The following is a 15,044-nucleotide window of genomic DNA, read 5'->3' on the forward strand; positions in this document are numbered from 1 at the left end:
CAAAGGTATGTCCAAGAACGCGAAGAAGTCCCGGGGTTTCGGTGATCTGTCCGGCCTGGGCCGTTCCATTCTTTCCGCACTGGAGGGATTGGTGGGCTCCTCTCGGCCGACCAGAGGGGGTCGTGGGGATCATCCCCTGGATTCTTCGGTGGCCGACATGGTCGATCTAATCAACCGGACGGGAGGCCATCCGGATGATCGGCAGATGCGCGAATTCCTGGCTTCTCACAGCCGTATTCTGGGTATCGCTGTCAAGCGTCGGCTCTTTCCCCGTCTGCAGGGCGTGCCCGAGGGACTGACGCTGGGCTGGGTTCAGTGGCCCGATGCCCCGGGCCGGGGCTTCGCGTTGGGGATCTTCACCGATCACCGTCACTTTGCCCAGATCGCTCTGGCCGACGACCATGGCCGGGTCTTCATTGGCGAGCAGAGCCGGATGGACCTGCAGAATATGGAGCCTGCTTTCTTGCTGGGTCGTGAGGAGGAGGTGACCCTGGCCGACGGTCGTCGGTTGGGCCGCGATCCGGGTCAGGATTCGGGCCCGGTCCATGCCCTGCAGGGTGCCGTAGCAGGCCGTGATGATGCCGGCCACATGCGTTGGCTGGCCTCCTGGCTGCGAGCCGATGGTCGCTATTGCCTGGAGCAGCTGCGTCCCCTCCTGCCTCCTGAGATGCGCCTGGACCTGGAGTATCGGGATGCTGTGGCCATCGCCTTCTTCGCCGCCTACCTGCTGCCGCGCATTCAGGGAACCTTCACCGGGTTCGGCTCGGGCAACATCTTCTACCGGCTCAATCGGGAGGCGCCCATGGGAGCCATCCGACGCAGCGTGGGCGACATGATCCAGGCACGCTCCCACGGACAGCGGGTCTCTGGCCTGGAGGATCTGTTCGCCGACCTGATGCGTGAGGCCGGTGCTCTATCGCCCGTCTCAGGCCTTGAGGCCGTTCATGGGGCGGAGCCCCTGCATCTGTATGCTTCCTCCTACTCCGGCGCCTACTTCCTGAGCTGGGACAACGGACTGGAGTTCACTGCCGCGCTTGCGGCCCTGCGTATCGAGGGCAACCTCAACAGATTCGCCGCAGTCAGCGCCTGGCTGGAGCGCAATGCCCGTCTGGGAACGCTGCCCACCGAGGACTCGATCAATCGCGTCCAGGCAACGCGGCTGGACCAGGCACTTTTGGAGGATCCTGCCATTGTCGCCCTGCTGCGCCCGGGAGACTATCCGATTCGCTTCGATCCCCTGGAGGATGACGGCCGAACTGCTATCAATGCCATGGTTGACAAGGCCGCAGCCACTGCTGTCATGGTCCGTCAACAGGCTCCCCAGGCGCTGCCCGTGCGAGCGGACGGCCAGGGCCAGGAGCCGGTGCGATCCGAGTGGGTCTACCGGCAGACGATGGCCATGCTGATACGATCCCTTCGGTTGCCTTTCCGCTTCGACGTGGAGTTCAGGTCCAATCTTGTCCAGGGACAGGTGGCTCTGGCCTTCAATGCGGCAGGGCGTACCATGATGCCCTCCAGCCGCTATGAGGACAAGTCGCGGGCCTGGCGGGACCTGGACGAGGGCGAGCGTTCCGCCATGAGCGCCGACTACAACCTGCGCGTCGGGCTGATGATGGCCGCACTGGCCTTCGGGGCGGATCCGTCCGTGCGCGAGGTCAGCCTGCATATTGACTCCATCGGTCTGGAAGAGGCTGTCGACCAGCAGAACTCGGCCATCAGGACCATGATGGGACAGGCCTTGGAGGCCTTTGAGCGCATGCGTTCAGGCGAGGTGGCCCCTACAGGGTCCAAGGCTGATCCCAAGGATGGTGACGTGCACGGCGATCCCACCAAGCCCATTGCCTCCCGAATGGCTCCTGAACAACAACAGGAAGACGGGGAGGACAAGGTCGAGGATCAGGGTGAAAAGGAATCCGTGGACCGCGAGTTCAAGGATCTCATGCAGGGCGTGGACCTTGACTCTGCCGCCTTTGCGCCGCCGTCGTCGACCAACGAGGATGCATCGAAGGAGGATGTCTCGAATGAAGATGCCTCCGCAGATCAGACTGAGGATGACGCATCCCAGAATCCGCTCAGCGCCCTGCAGAGCAATCCGACCATCCGCACCCTGGTCTCGGTGGTCTTCAGCAGGGAACTCTTCCTCTCCCGCATCCGTTCACAGGGGCTGAAGGATCCACGTGCCATCTACCGTTTCTTCGACGCGGCCATGCAGGTGGATCCCCAGGGCGGACTCAAGCCCACCGAGGCTGTCTTCGACATGCACGATGACCGCTTCAGCCCCCATGGCAGCCAGGAGGAGCCCGAGTTTTCCGAGGTGGCCTTTGCCGACAAGTCTGCCAAGGCCCTGGGCGCACATAAGGCCGTCGATCTGTCCATCCAGCGTGCCGACCTGCTGCAGAGGGCTGTAGGCGGTTTCCACCAGCTGGCCTCGGATCGGACCATGACATCGGCGGCCAAGGCCCAGGCGGCTACGGGCATCATCCAGAGCATCGGTGACCCGGAGCTGGAACAGCTGGCCCCTCAGGTTGCCAGCGCCATGATCGACGGCACCCCTGTTCCCGACTTCGACTTCTCACTGTCCTTACAGCTGGACAAGGAGCGCGTCAAAGCCCGCGACCTGCTCTTCTCCGGCGGCGCAGCCCAGGGCATACAGGTTGAGCAGGATGCCATCGCCCATATGGATGCCGTCTTTGCAGCCGAGGGCCAGGTGCCTCGCTACTTCAATTCATACGCCGAACGGGTGGTCTATAATCGCCTTTTCGCCACACCGGGGGAGCGGACCCTGCTCATTCCTGACAACCTCTTCTATGCCCACCTGGAGATAGCCGACCTGCTGGCCCAGCTTAAAAAGGACCAGGCGGCCCTCAAGCATCTGAACGCCATGGTGGCCTATGCGCCTGCCTACCCGCTCTCTCATCTGAAGCTGGCGGTCATGCTGGCCAACCGTGAGGACTGGGATTCGGCCCGGGCTGCCACACTGAACGCTCTGCGGGTGGCTCTGGACCGGGACGATGCCTCCTTCGCCTACTACCGTCTGGCCTATGCCTCATGGATGCGCGACGAGTTCGATGTGGCTGCGGCGGCCTATCTGATGAGCGAGCATATCAGTCCCGACCGGATACCAGCCCTCAAGACCGAGCTGGCCGAGCTGCAGGCCAGGGCCCGCTCCCAGTGCGTGGTTCTGCCCGAAGACCACAGGCAGGCACGCCGAGTGCTGGCTGAACACGGCCTGCCGGTCTGGCCTCACACCGAGGTGGCTTCGATAGTGCGTCAGGCCGCGCGCATCTGTGTGGACGGCTGGCTCTTCGTCCCGGCCCGGACACTGTCAATGGCGGCCGCCAGGATGAACGACGACGATAATGAAGGTGTTGATGTGGTACAGGCACAGTTCATGAGGTCGCTCAATGCATGACAAAACAGCTCAGGAAGATATTCAGCAAACCGGTGATGCGGGTGGGGATGCCGAGTCCAGGCCCAGGCCGGGCACTGACCGATGGATAGCATCCCTCCAGCCCGACGATGCTGATGCCATGCGACTGGGGGAGCTGGACCTCGACTCCTTGGGAGCCCAGCAGGCCCAGCGTCTCTGGTCCAGGCTGGCCGCCTGGGTGGAGTCCGACCAGGTCGCCTACTACATAGACGACGCGCCGGTCTCCTCCGACGCGGCATATGACGCCAGGATGCGCTGCCTGCAGGAGCTGGAGTCCCGCTTCCCCAGCCTGGATACCCCCCAGTCGCCAACGCACCGGGTCGGAGGGACCTTCTCCAACGACTTCGCCTCCGTCCGTCACCCCTCCCAGATGCTCAGTCTGGATGACGTCTTCAGCGTCGCCGAGCTGCGCCAGTGGTATGACGGGCTGCGCAGCGAGCTCGACTGGCCGCAGGACAAGGCCCTGCCCATGACCAGCGAGGTCAAGATCGACGGCCTGGCCCTCAACCTCCTCTACCGCAACGGGGTCCTGGAGCAGGGCCTGACAAGGGGAGACGGGGTGACTGGTGAGGACATCACCCTGAACGTCAGAACCATTCCAAGCATTCCGCAGAACCTGTCGGGTCCGTCCGGCGACATCCCCGAGTTCGTGGAGGTCCGTGGCGAAGTCTTCATGCGGTTCGACGACTTCAACGCCTTGAACGAGCAACAGGAGCAGGAGGGCAAGGCGCCCTTCGCCAACCCCCGCAACGCCGCCGCCGGATCCCTGAGGCAGAAGGATCCGCGCATCACTGCCAGCCGCCGTCTGAGCTTCTACGCCCATGGCCTTGGCTCTCTGAGGTGGGGGCCAGCCCATCCCAAGGGGACTCATGACGAGGTCATCGACCAGTCCCAGGCCTACGACCTCTATAGGCAGTGGGGGATTCCGGTCTCCCCCCACAACCGGGTCGTCACGTCCTTCGACCAGATCCTGGACATGATCGACTATTACGGCCAGCACCGCAACGACATCGAGCACGCCTTGGACGGCATCGTGGTCAAGCTGCAGGACCGGGATCTTCAGCGCAGGCTGGGCGCCACCTCCCGTGCCCCCCGCTGGGCCGTGGCCTACAAGTACCCTCCGGAGGAGGTCAATACCCGGCTTCTGGACATCACCGTCCAAGTGGGCCGAACCGGGCGGATTACCCCGGTGGCGGTTCTCACCCCGGTCACCGTGGCCGGCTCCACGGTCTCCAGGACCACCCTCCACAACGCCTCCGAGGTCAAGCGCAAGGGCATTCTGATCGGGGACACGGTCGTGGTCCGCAAGGCGGGCGATGTGATTCCCGAGCTGGTCGGACCGGTCGTCGAGGCTAGGAAGGGGCGCGAGAAGGACCTGAGACCCTTCGTCATGCCCGAGATCTGCCCCAGCTGTGGCGCCCGTCTGGCTCCGGCCAAGGAGGGCGATGTGGACATCCGCTGCCCCAATGTGGAGTCCTGCCCGGCCCAGCTGACCGAGCGGATCATCCACATGGCTTCGCGCAAAGCCCTGGATATCGAACATCTGGGGGAGCAGAGCGCCATAGCCTTGACCAATCCCGATGAAAACCGGCCCGATTCCGTTGAGGTCTATGCTCCTGGCCTGCGTGAGGTTCTGGTTGACCAAGGCGGCCAGGCAGCCCCCTACCAGCCGGATCCGGATCTGAAGCTTCCGCCTCGGCAGGATCCTGTCCTGACCAGCGAGGCAGGCCTCTTCGACCTGGAGGCGGAGGATCTGCGCCAGGTTTATGTCTGGCGCGAGGTCCCCCTGATGGAGCAGGCGGAAGTCGAAGGTCGGCAGGGACGAGCTGCGATCAAGCGCCGGACTGGCGGCAGCGGCCTGTGGTACCGTGTGCCTGCCTTCTACAACCTGCCCAAGGGCGATCAGGCAGCCCACGGCGAACGGGCCATGAACAGCCATGAGACCCAGGCACAGGAGGCTGCACTGGGCAGTGCTGATGCCCTACCCTCCAGGAACACCCTGCAGATGCTCGAAGAGATCGACAAGGCCAGGCATGCCGACCTGTGGAGGGTTCTGGTGGCCCTATCCATCCGGCACCTGGGACCGACCTCGGCCCGGGCCATAGCCACCCGCTTCCCGTCTCTCGAGGCGGTGGAGGAGGCCAGCGTGGAGGACTTGTCCGAGCTGGACGGCGTGGGCCCCGAGATCGCGCACTCCATCCACGACTGGTTCCAGGGCGCCCGACAGCCCAACGACTGGCGCGGGCGCATCCTGGATTCCTGGCAGGCCGCCGGGGTGGGTGCTCACGTCGAACGCAGCACCAAGCCGCAGACCCTGAAAGGCATGACCGTGGTGGTCACCGGCAGCCTGGAGGACTTCTCCAGGGACTCTGCCAAGGAGGCCATCGTGGAGCGCGGCGGCAAGGCCTCCGGATCCGTCAGTAAAAGGACCACCTATGTGGTTGTGGGTGCCAACCCGGGCTCCAAGGCCGACAAGGCTGAGAGTCTGGGCCTGCCGATCCTGGACGAGGCGGGCTTCCATCGCTTGCTTGATACCGGCGATCCCAACCCAGCACAAGGCTGATTGTGACATTCGCAATATCCGACCAGCCGAGCCCTGGCAACGGATGGCTGGGCGCGATATGGTGACGGCATGGAACAAGCAGAGCATCGCAAGGAAGGGACCCGGAATCTAGAGGAGCTGCCTCGAAGAATCAAGGGGGAGGTCTATGAGCGGCTCAGTCGGGTCATCGATCCGGAACTGGGTCGATCCATCACTGATCTGGGCATGATCACCGACATCATTGTCGAGCCAGCCAGGGATGCCCAAGCCGACTACGAGGTGACCGTGCGGGTGGAGCTGACCATCAAGGGATGCCCGTTGTCGACCACTATTACCAACCAGATCAATGGAACCGTGACCTCATATCCGCGAGCCCGGCTGCGCCCGCATATCGATGTCTCCTCGATGAGCCGGGAGAAGCTGGACAACCTGGTGGCCGATCTCAAGGCCGCCCGGCGCAGCAATCCCTTTTCCAAGCCTGGCGTGGGTACCCGCATCTTCGCCATCGCCTCGGGCAAGGGGGGCGTGGGCAAGTCCTCGGTGACGGTCAACCTGGCGGCCACGCTGGCTGCCCTGGGCTATGACACGGCCGCCATTGATGCGGACATCTACGGATTCTCCCTGCCTGGGCTCTTTGGCGTACACAGTCGGCCCACCAATCTGCACGGTATGCTGATGCCGGTCACCGCATGGGGTGTCAAGCTGATATCCATTGGTATGTTCGCTGGGGCGGACCGGGCCATCCTCTGGAGGGGTCCCCGCCTGCAGCGCTCGCTGGAGCAGTTCCTCTCTGATGTCTGGTGGGGCGACCCCGATGTGCTCCTGCTGGATCTGGCCCCAGGCACCGGGGACATGGCCCTATCCGTAGCCCAGGCCCTGCCCAACAGCCGGCTGATTGTGGTCACCACTCCCCAGCCCTCAGCCTCGCAGGTGGCCGTGCGTTCAGGTTTGGTGGCCCTCCAGCTACCTACCAAGGTCCAGGGTGTGATCGAAAACATGTCCTGGTACGAGCATAATGGGGAACGGCTGCGCATCTTCGGTCAAGGAGGCGGCCAGCGTGTAGCCGACCAGCTGACCCGGGATCTGGGGTATCAGGTGCCTCTGCTGGAGCAGTTGCCCCTGCAGACCGACCTACGCGAGTCAGGGGAGTCCGGCCGTCCGGCTGTCTTGAGGTCAGATGGCTCCCTGGATGATTCGCCGCTGACCGAGCGATTCGTGGATCTGGTCAAGACCCTGATGGAAGGTTCGGAGCCTGGCGATGCTCGTCGGGCCGCCGGTGAAGACTGACTTTAAAACAAGGTTACTAGTCCGGTGCCGTGCCTTACCCTGAGGCTAGACGGCGGCCGGGCTCTTTTGGCTGGTGATCTGCCGAGAAGGGATGGCCAGGAACCATGGAACTGCCAGTACGACCAAGCCAATGGCGCACATAGCCAGGAAGGGAATGACCTCATGTCCGGCCAGGATGTAGGAGGCGAACATGGGTCCCACGATGTAGCCCAGGGAGGCGGCCGTGTTGAGCAGGCCGAACATACGTCCGCTGAATGATGGTCCGGCCAGCTCAGCGGCCACCACCGGCTGGGAGATGCCCATCATGACTTCGCCCAGCCCGAAGATGGTGATGCCCAGGGAGGCCACGCTCAGGGCGCCGGGAGTGGAATCCAGGCGCAGACCCAGGACGATGATCACCCAGGCCGCAGCCCAGAAGACCGGCACGGTACGCAGCAGGCGTACATGGTTGGCGTCCTTGAGCCGGGGCAGCAGCACGATGTTCATGATGACCACCGAGAAGGTGTTGACCACGTCCACCACCGACAGGGACCAGCGGGGGATGTGCGGATCAGAGATCAGGGTGGTGACCAGACCGGCGTCGAACTGGGAGTAGCCGAAAAGGTCCATGAAGAAGGTGCCCAGGGTCAGCAGTGCCATGGAGGCCAGTACCCTGGTCAGGGAGCTGGTCCGCCCGCCGAAGGTCCCGTTGGCGGTTACGCTTTCGGCGCTGTCTGTCTGGCTGGCCTTTAGGGCATGGGTTGCCCCGGCGGATTCCTGGACGACCTCCCGCTCTGCCTTGGCCTTGAGCTCAGCCGTCAACTGTCGCAGCTGCCAGTGTCGTTCGATGACCAGTAGGGACAGGCTGAGCAGGGCGAATCCCAGGGCCCTGCCGCCAAAACCAATGCGATAGAGGAAGTCCTGACCGCCTGCGGCCAGCAGTCCGCCCACGGCAGCTCCTAGGCCGATGCCCAAGTTGAGCTCAGCCTGGTTGATGCCGTAGACGATCCGGTGCTGCTCCCTGGTGGAGATCTGCGTCAGAATGCTGGCCCAGGAGGTCTGCATGCCCATCCCCAAGCCCGAGACGAAGGCTCCCGCCACTGCTGCCCGGTAGTCGTGGGCCATGGTGAAAATCAGGGGGCCGATGACCGAGAAGATCATGGCCGTGTGCATGGCCAGCCAGGAGGAGCGACGATCCGAGACCCAGCCGATGATGGGGTTGGAGATCAGCGACCCGACCGAGCTGATGGTCACCAGGAGGGCGGCCTCGCTCATGGTGGCACCCAGGGAATGGGTGGCGAAGAGCAGTTCGATGGGCATAACCAGACCGATGCCGAAGTTGCACATGAGGTCCACGATGAGCATGGCTCGCAGATATACGGGCAACTCCATGAACTCACGCAGCCAGCGCATCGGTTTCCACTTCCATCGGATCTGTTTTCGTACCTCTCCTCATTCTGGCCTGACCGCCTGCCGGGATGCCGGGGCTGGCGTGTTGCCATCAACGGGTGGATGCCGATAGTCCTGATACGCAAAGAGGCCCAACCCTTCGGCATGAAGGATCAGGCCCTATGTGTGAACTGGCCGGTCAGCCGGCCTCAGTCGTCATACGAACTCAGATGTGGAAGTAGAGCTCGTACTCCAGGGGGGTGGGGGCCAGACGGGTCTGGTCCAGTTCACCGCGCTTCAAGTCCAACCAGGTCTGGATCAGATCGTCGGTGAAGACGTCGCCCTCGCTCAGGAAGTCGTGGTCCTCTTCCAAGGCGTTCAGAGCCTCCTCCAGGGAGCCGGGCACCTGCTTGATCTGGGCATGCTCTTCGGGAGGCAGCTCATAGAGGTCCTTGTCGATGGGGGCCGGGGGCTCGGTGTGGTTGAGGATGCCGTCCAGTCCTGCCATCAGCTGGGCCGAGAAGGCCAGGAAGGGGTTGCAGGAGGGGTCGGGGGCGCGGAACTCGATCCGCTTGGCAGCCGGCGAGGTGCCGGCCAGAGGGATGCGGATGGCCGCCGAACGGTTCCGCGCCGAGTAGACCAGGTTGACCGGGGCCTCGTAGCCGGGCACCAGCCGCTTGTAGGAGTTGGTGGAGGGGTTGGTGAAGGCCAGAACGGACGAGGCATGCTCAATCAGGCCGCCCACGTACCAGCGGGCGATGTCGGAGAGTCCGCCATAGCCATTCTCGTCATAGAAGAGGGGCTTGCCATCCTTCCAGAGGGACTGATGGCAGTGCATGCCAGTCCCGTTGTCACCGGCGATGGGCTTAGGCATGAAGGTGGCCGCCTTGCCGGCCAGGGCAGCGGTTTCGTGAACCACGTACTTGTACTTCATCAGGTCGTCGCCAGCGTGCAGCAGGGTGTTGAAGCGATAGTTGATCTCCTGCTGGCCGGCGCCGCCCACCTCGTGATGGGAGCGCTCCAGGATCAGGCCCACCTTCTGCAGGTTGGCCACCATGTCGTCGCGCAGATCCTGGTAGTGATCGATGGGCGGCACGGGGAAGTAGCCCCTCTTGACCCGGTTCTTGAAACCGATGTTGTCGGAGCCGTCTTCCTCGACATCCACGCCCGAGTTCCAAGGGGCCTCGATGGAGTCGACCTCGTAGAAGGAGCGCTGCATGCTGTTCTCGAAGCGGACCTTGTCGAAGATGAAGAACTCAGCCTCAGGAGCAAAGGATGCCGTGTCGGCGATGCCGGTGGAGCGAAGATAGGCCTCAGCCTTGGAGGCGATCTGCCGGGGGTCGCGCGAGTACGGTTCGTCGGTCACCGGGTCCACGATGGAGAATGCCACGTTCAAAGTGCGGTGGCGGCGGAATGGATCCAGATAGGCTGTTTCAGGGTCTGGAATCAGCTTCATATCGGATTCGTTGATGGCTTGGAATCCTTGGACGGAGGAGCCGTCGAAGGCCATGCCGTCAGTGAAAGCGTCTTTCAGGAATTCACTGGCGGGCACGGTGAAGTGCTGTTGTACCCCGATCAGGTCCGTGAACCTGACTGAGACGTATTCCACGCCCTCCTGGTTGATCAGAGCTTCGCAATCGGCCTTTGATTTCAGTTCTTTCACTGAACTGCTCCTTTCCTGAAAACCGTAACATCCAGTCTAGGGGACCGGTTTTTCGGCAATGCGCCGTTGAGGTTACAGGGGTGTTTCATGCGAAGGTCCCAGCGCCTCCTTGGAGGAGATGGGACCTTCGCAACAGTCAGCGCCCACGCATGGCCTTGCGGTTGACGCGTATCTTGGTTGGATCAATGCCCTTGGGCATTCCCAGCGCATTCTGCCGCTTTTGCAGGGTGACCAGCCTGTCGTTCAGGGTCTCCAGCTCGGTGGCGGTCAGCTTGATCTTCTTTTTGACCACGGTGCGCTGGAGCTTGTTCAGCGGAACCTGGTCGGGGCCGTGACCCACGCTGATCCGGTAGATCGGGATGGCGGACCCGCGGGTGATGCGGCGGATCTTCTCCTCCTCGCGGTTCATGGCCTTGTTGACGCGGTTGTAGTCGCCCTCGGCTATCAGATAGACCCCGGTGCGGCCGGTGCCCCTCCAGACGGCATCCTTGGTCTTGGCATCAATCCAGACGGGTTCCTGGGGGAAGGAGAAGCCTGCCTTGGAGATGCTGCTCAGCACGGCGGCGGCAGCGCCAGGACGACCCTCCATTTTAGCGTAGCCTACCCGGTCAGAGCGCCTTGTCAGGGTCATGGTGGCCAGAAGCAGGCCGACCATGATGCCCAGAAGCACGGTAAGAATCCAGGACAGCCAGCCAAAGTGAGCCAACAGGCAGATCACCACTGCTATCAGTGTGGGCACCAGAATGGCCGCGGCCAACAGCCAGGGAAGAGCCTTGTCCTCTTCATAAGTGAATCGGTAGATCTTGACGATCTGGCTGATCGTGCTGGTCTTCTTTTTTGCTTTTTTGCCCTTGGTGTCCTCTGTAGCCATGCCATCCTCACTTGGAAACGTTCGCTGGTTGACCAGTCTACCGCATGCCTACCGCATGTTCAGGGGTCTGCCATCAGCCTTAAGCAGGGCCTCTCCAATGGCTTCGGAGAACGTGGGATGTGGGTGAATGAGCCCGGCCGCCCGGTGCAAGGGGATCTGGTTGCCCACCAGCTGCTGGGCTTCAGCGATGTTCTCGGATGCCTGGGGGGAGACCACCTCCAGACCGACCACCATCTGCTTCTCCAGATCAGTGGCTTGGCAGGCCGTGATCAGGCTGAGGGTGCCCTGCAGGCCGCTCATGCGCATGCGCGAGTTGGCCATCATGGGGTAGATGGTCTCCTTGATCTGGTTCAGCGATGGATCGTCCTCGGCCTCCTGGCGGCTGAAGCCCACAGCTGCTGCCTGGGGGGAGGAGAAGACCACGCGGGGAATGGTGGCCTCGTTGACCGGTTCAGGATCCAGGCCAGAGGCGGCATCGGCCAGGGTTATGCCCTGCTGGAAGGCCCTGTGGGCCAGATGGTGACCTGGGGTGATGTCACCCAGGGCCCAGACACGGTCACGGCTGGTGCGCCCCTGGGAGTCAGTCAGAACCTGGCCATGCTCGTCCAGGTCGATGCCCAGCTCTTTCATATGCTTAGGGTTGGTATTGGGATCTCTGCCGATGGCCACCAGGACCAGATCAGTCTCGATCGCTCCCGCATGGCCCTTGTCGTCGGACGGCTGGTAGTCGACCTGAATGCCCCCGTCTGCGGGCAGACGGTGCCCTCCCGAGCAGCGGGCATGGGTGATGATCTGAATCCCCTGACGCTCCAGTTCCCGGGTCATGATCTGGCCTGTTCGCCGACCCCAGTGGGAGAGCACCCGGTCATGTCTGATCATCAGGGTCACCTGGCAGCCGGCTTGGTTCCAGATAGTGGCGAATTCCAGGGCCACCGCACCTGAACCGATAATCAGCGCCCGGTGGGGGAAGGGCTTGAGTGCTAGAGCCCGGTCGGTGTCGATGACAAGATCATCGAAAGGGAGTTCTTCCAGGGCTCTGGCATGAGACCCAGTGGCCAGGATCGTGTCGCAGGTAGTCAGACGGGTTCGATTGCCGTCAGCAGCGGCCACCTCCACCAGGCCGTCACCGACAATGGTGCCGTGGCCGTGCACCACGGTGATGCCACGCTGCTTGAGCAGGTTTGACAGACCGCCGGTCATGGCATCGACCATCCGGTCCTGATAGTCCTGAAGCTTCTGATAATCGATGTTGGCCGACTCGATATTGATCCCCATGGCTGCCCCAAGGCTAGCCTGTTCCAGAACCTGGGTGGCTGTCAGCAGGGCCTTGGTAGGGATGCATCCGCGGTTCAGGCAGACGCCGCCAACGACAGGGTCTTGCTCAACCAAGGCCACACGTCCGCCCAGCTCTGCCGTGCGAAGGGCCGTGGCATAGCCGCCTGGGCCGGATCCGATGATGATGGTGTCGTACTGGCGGCTGTCGGCATCCCATGGGTCAAGAGACTTTGTAGCGGGTTGGTTGATCGATTGCTGCATAACAATACATGCTAGCCGTACCGGCTGGGAGAATGAAGACCATTGGCATAATGCGGAGTGAATACGGAGACCGCCCGGAACCCTAGGGGCACCGGGCGGGTTAACCGACCCGCCGGCCGGCGTGCAAGGACGATTGCTCGTCAGTCGGGCCAGTGCCCCCGCTTGCTCTGCTTGGGCTTGGGAACCCGCCAGCGCCGGACCATCATGGCCCGTTGCCAGGCGTAGGAGGCCGATCGTGAACCCTTGGCCACCGAGCGTTCGCCGAACTTGCCGATCAGCAGGCCCTTGAGCTTGCGCCACATCAGCCAGGTGTCGATCAGGGCCACGATCAGGTAGCCATAGAGAAGGACGGTCACCACCATGGTGAAGGCAGCATAATGCTGCGGACCCACGAACATGCCCATCAGGGTGGCCACGAACATAAGAATGATGGCCGGGAAGATCCATTCCAGCAGATTGAAGCGGGCATCCACATAGTCGCGGATGTAGATTCTCCAAGGCAGGCGCTCCGATTTGGGCATGTGGTTGATATCGCCGGTCCTCATGGCCTCGTACTGAGCATCCTCACGGGCTCGGATCCGGGCCTTGGCAGCCTTGCGCGAGGCCTTGCGGTCCTTGGGGACCAGCGGGCGCAGGTTCCTGGCCTCGGCCTGCTTGCGCTTGGGCGTAGGCCGTCCCTTGCCCCGTGCCTCTTCAGCGGAGGCCGTCTGGTCCGCCTCCGCCTCTTTGTCCCGTCGATCCTTGCGTGAGAAGGGGTTCCATGTCATGCGAACAGGTTACGGTGACGCCTAGACTCGCAAGCATTGATTCACAAGCAATTATAGGAGGTAATGATGGCGGAACTGGGCCTGGAGACGATCCGTACCCGTGTGCAAGACGATAGGAGCCGGATCGTCGATCTGCTCAAGGACAAGATCGCCCTGGCTTCGGTTTCGGCCAAGGGGATTACCGGGGATCACATGCGGCGATCAGCCGACTATGTGGCCGGGCAACTGCGGCAGGTGGGTGTAGATGCCCGTGTGGTCCAGGCCACCAATCCTGACGGGACCCCTGGTGCTTTCGAGGTCATCGGATCCCGGCAGGTGGACGACAAGGCCCCGACCGTTCTGCTCTATGCCCATCACGACGTGCAGCCGGTGCCCGACCCCTCCCAGTGGACAACCGATCCCTTTACCGGTGTGGAGAAGGAGGGACGGCTCTACGGACGCGGATCGGCCGACGACGGTGGCGGCATCGCCATCCACTCGGGTGCCCTGCATGCCCTGGGCAAGGACCTGCACGTCAACGTCAAGGTCTTCATCGAAGGCGAGGAGGAGATGGGCTCGCGCAGTTTCATCCCCTTCCTCCAAGCTCATCGGGACGACTTCGCCTCGGACCTGATCATCGTGGCCGACTCGGGCAACTGGTCGGCGGACACCCCCAGCCTGACCACCTCACTAAGAGGGAATGCGGACCTGGATGTCACGGTCACAGCCTTGGAGCACCCGGTCCATTCCGGGCAGTTCGGCGGGCCCATCCTGGATGCTAACACCCTGGCTGCCATGCTGATCTCCTCCATGTATGACGACCATGGGGAACTTGCCGTGCCCGGCCTGGAGGGTGGACAGCCCGTCGGCGGCCTGCAGCGTGACCTGGATCAGGCTCAGCTGCGTGCGGATGCCGGCGTGGTGGACTCCTACCGGCTGGCCGGAACCGACTCCCTGGCCTCCAGGCTCTGGACCAAGCCTGCGGCGGCTGTGATCGGCTTCGATGCCCATCCGGTGGAGGGCTCCTTCAACGTGCTGGCCGACAAGACCCGCTTCCGCATTTCGCTGCGGACTGCGCCCACCCAACGGCCTGAGCAGGCCGCGCAGGCTCTGGCTGATTTCCTGGTCGCCCATGCCCCTCATGGGGCCAAAGTGGAGGTCACCCCCAGCGACATGGGCATGGGATGGGCCATGGACGCCGATAGCCCGGTGGTCCGGCAGGCCGAGGAGGCCATGCGGCAGGCCTTCGGACGCGACCCGGTCAACAAGGGCGAGGGCGGATCCATCCCCTTCATCCCCGAACTCAAGCGCCTCTTCCCTGAGGCCCAGGTCCTGGTGACCGGCCCCGAGGATCCCCAGTCCAACGCGCACAGTCCGAACGAGTCCATTTCCCTGCAGGGGCTGGTCGACAACATCATCACCGAGGCCCTCCTGCTGGATTCCCTTGACCATCGTATGTTCTAGAATGCCAGGTGACACGGGGGCCGTATGCTCAAGGGCGTGCGGCTGAGAGGAGGCTCAGCCTCAACCGGACGAACGTTTACCGGGTAATGCCGGCGCACGGATGTCACTGGACCCGTGCCTGAACGGGATGGCGCTCA

At 63.1% G+C, this 15,044-nt stretch carries 9 protein-coding genes and 1 riboswitch; of the genes, 4 read left to right on the top strand and 5 right to left on the bottom strand.

Features of this window, described 5'->3' with window-relative positions; all coding sequences use genetic code 11:
• The first annotated feature begins 7 nt into the window (after positions 1 to 7).
• From J3U06_RS03200 to J3U06_RS03210, 3 genes are all read left to right on the top strand, one after another.
• Positions 8 to 3,412 carry a tetratricopeptide repeat protein gene (locus tag J3U06_RS03200; protein ID WP_267444304.1) on the top strand — a complete coding sequence of 1,135 codons (3,405 nt, stop codon included), beginning with the start codon at positions 8 to 10 and terminating at the stop codon, positions 3,410 to 3,412.
• On the top strand, positions 3,405 to 5,993 hold the full coding sequence (ligA, locus tag J3U06_RS03205; protein ID WP_267444305.1) for an NAD-dependent DNA ligase LigA: 2,589 nt from the start codon (positions 3,405 to 3,407) through the stop codon (positions 5,991 to 5,993). The genes J3U06_RS03200 and ligA overlap by 8 nt, the downstream gene beginning before the upstream one ends.
• A gap of 69 nt (positions 5,994 to 6,062) precedes the next feature.
• Entirely contained in the window at positions 6,063 to 7,259 is a 1,197-nt protein-coding gene (locus J3U06_RS03210) for an Mrp/NBP35 family ATP-binding protein (protein WP_267444306.1), read from the top strand.
• A gap of 45 nt (positions 7,260 to 7,304) precedes the next feature.
• On the opposite strand, the gene J3U06_RS03215 is transcribed toward J3U06_RS03210, so the two are convergent.
• From J3U06_RS03215 to J3U06_RS03235, 5 genes are all read right to left on the bottom strand, one after another.
• Positions 7,305 to 8,651: an MFS transporter gene (locus tag J3U06_RS03215; RefSeq protein WP_267444307.1), complete on the bottom strand. Its 1,347-nt coding sequence runs from the start codon at positions 8,649 to 8,651 to the stop codon at positions 7,305 to 7,307.
• Positions 8,652 to 8,853: 202 nt separating this feature from the next.
• A complete protein-coding gene (glnA, locus tag J3U06_RS03220) occupies positions 8,854 to 10,290 on the bottom strand; it encodes a type I glutamate--ammonia ligase (protein WP_220236038.1) in 1,437 nt (478 codons plus the stop codon).
• Positions 10,291 to 10,426: 136 nt separating this feature from the next.
• Positions 10,427 to 11,161, bottom strand: coding sequence for a DUF4191 domain-containing protein (locus tag J3U06_RS03225; protein WP_267444308.1), 735 nt, complete (start codon positions 11,159 to 11,161; stop codon positions 10,427 to 10,429).
• Between the two features lie 48 nt (positions 11,162 to 11,209).
• Positions 11,210 to 12,697, bottom strand: a complete 1,488-nt coding sequence (locus J3U06_RS03230) for a dihydrolipoyl dehydrogenase family protein (protein ID WP_267444309.1) — start codon at positions 12,695 to 12,697, stop codon at positions 11,210 to 11,212.
• 140 nt (positions 12,698 to 12,837) lie between these two features.
• Positions 12,838 to 13,464 (bottom strand): DUF3043 domain-containing protein, encoded by a 627-nt coding sequence (locus tag J3U06_RS03235; protein WP_267399713.1) that lies wholly within the window; start codon positions 13,462 to 13,464, stop codon positions 12,838 to 12,840.
• 66 nt (positions 13,465 to 13,530) lie between these two features.
• On the opposite strand from J3U06_RS03235, the gene J3U06_RS03240 reads away from it, so the two are divergent.
• Positions 13,531 to 14,907, top strand: a complete 1,377-nt coding sequence (locus J3U06_RS03240) for a dipeptidase (protein ID WP_267430597.1) — start codon at positions 13,531 to 13,533, stop codon at positions 14,905 to 14,907.
• 3 nt (positions 14,908 to 14,910) lie between these two features.
• Positions 14,911 to 15,026: riboswitch (TPP riboswitch) on the top strand.
• The last annotated feature ends 18 nt before the right edge of the window (positions 15,027 to 15,044 follow it).

This window comes from Bifidobacterium sp. B4142, from assembly GCF_026537325.1.
GTDB lineage: Bacteria > Actinomycetota > Actinomycetes > Actinomycetales > Bifidobacteriaceae > Bombiscardovia.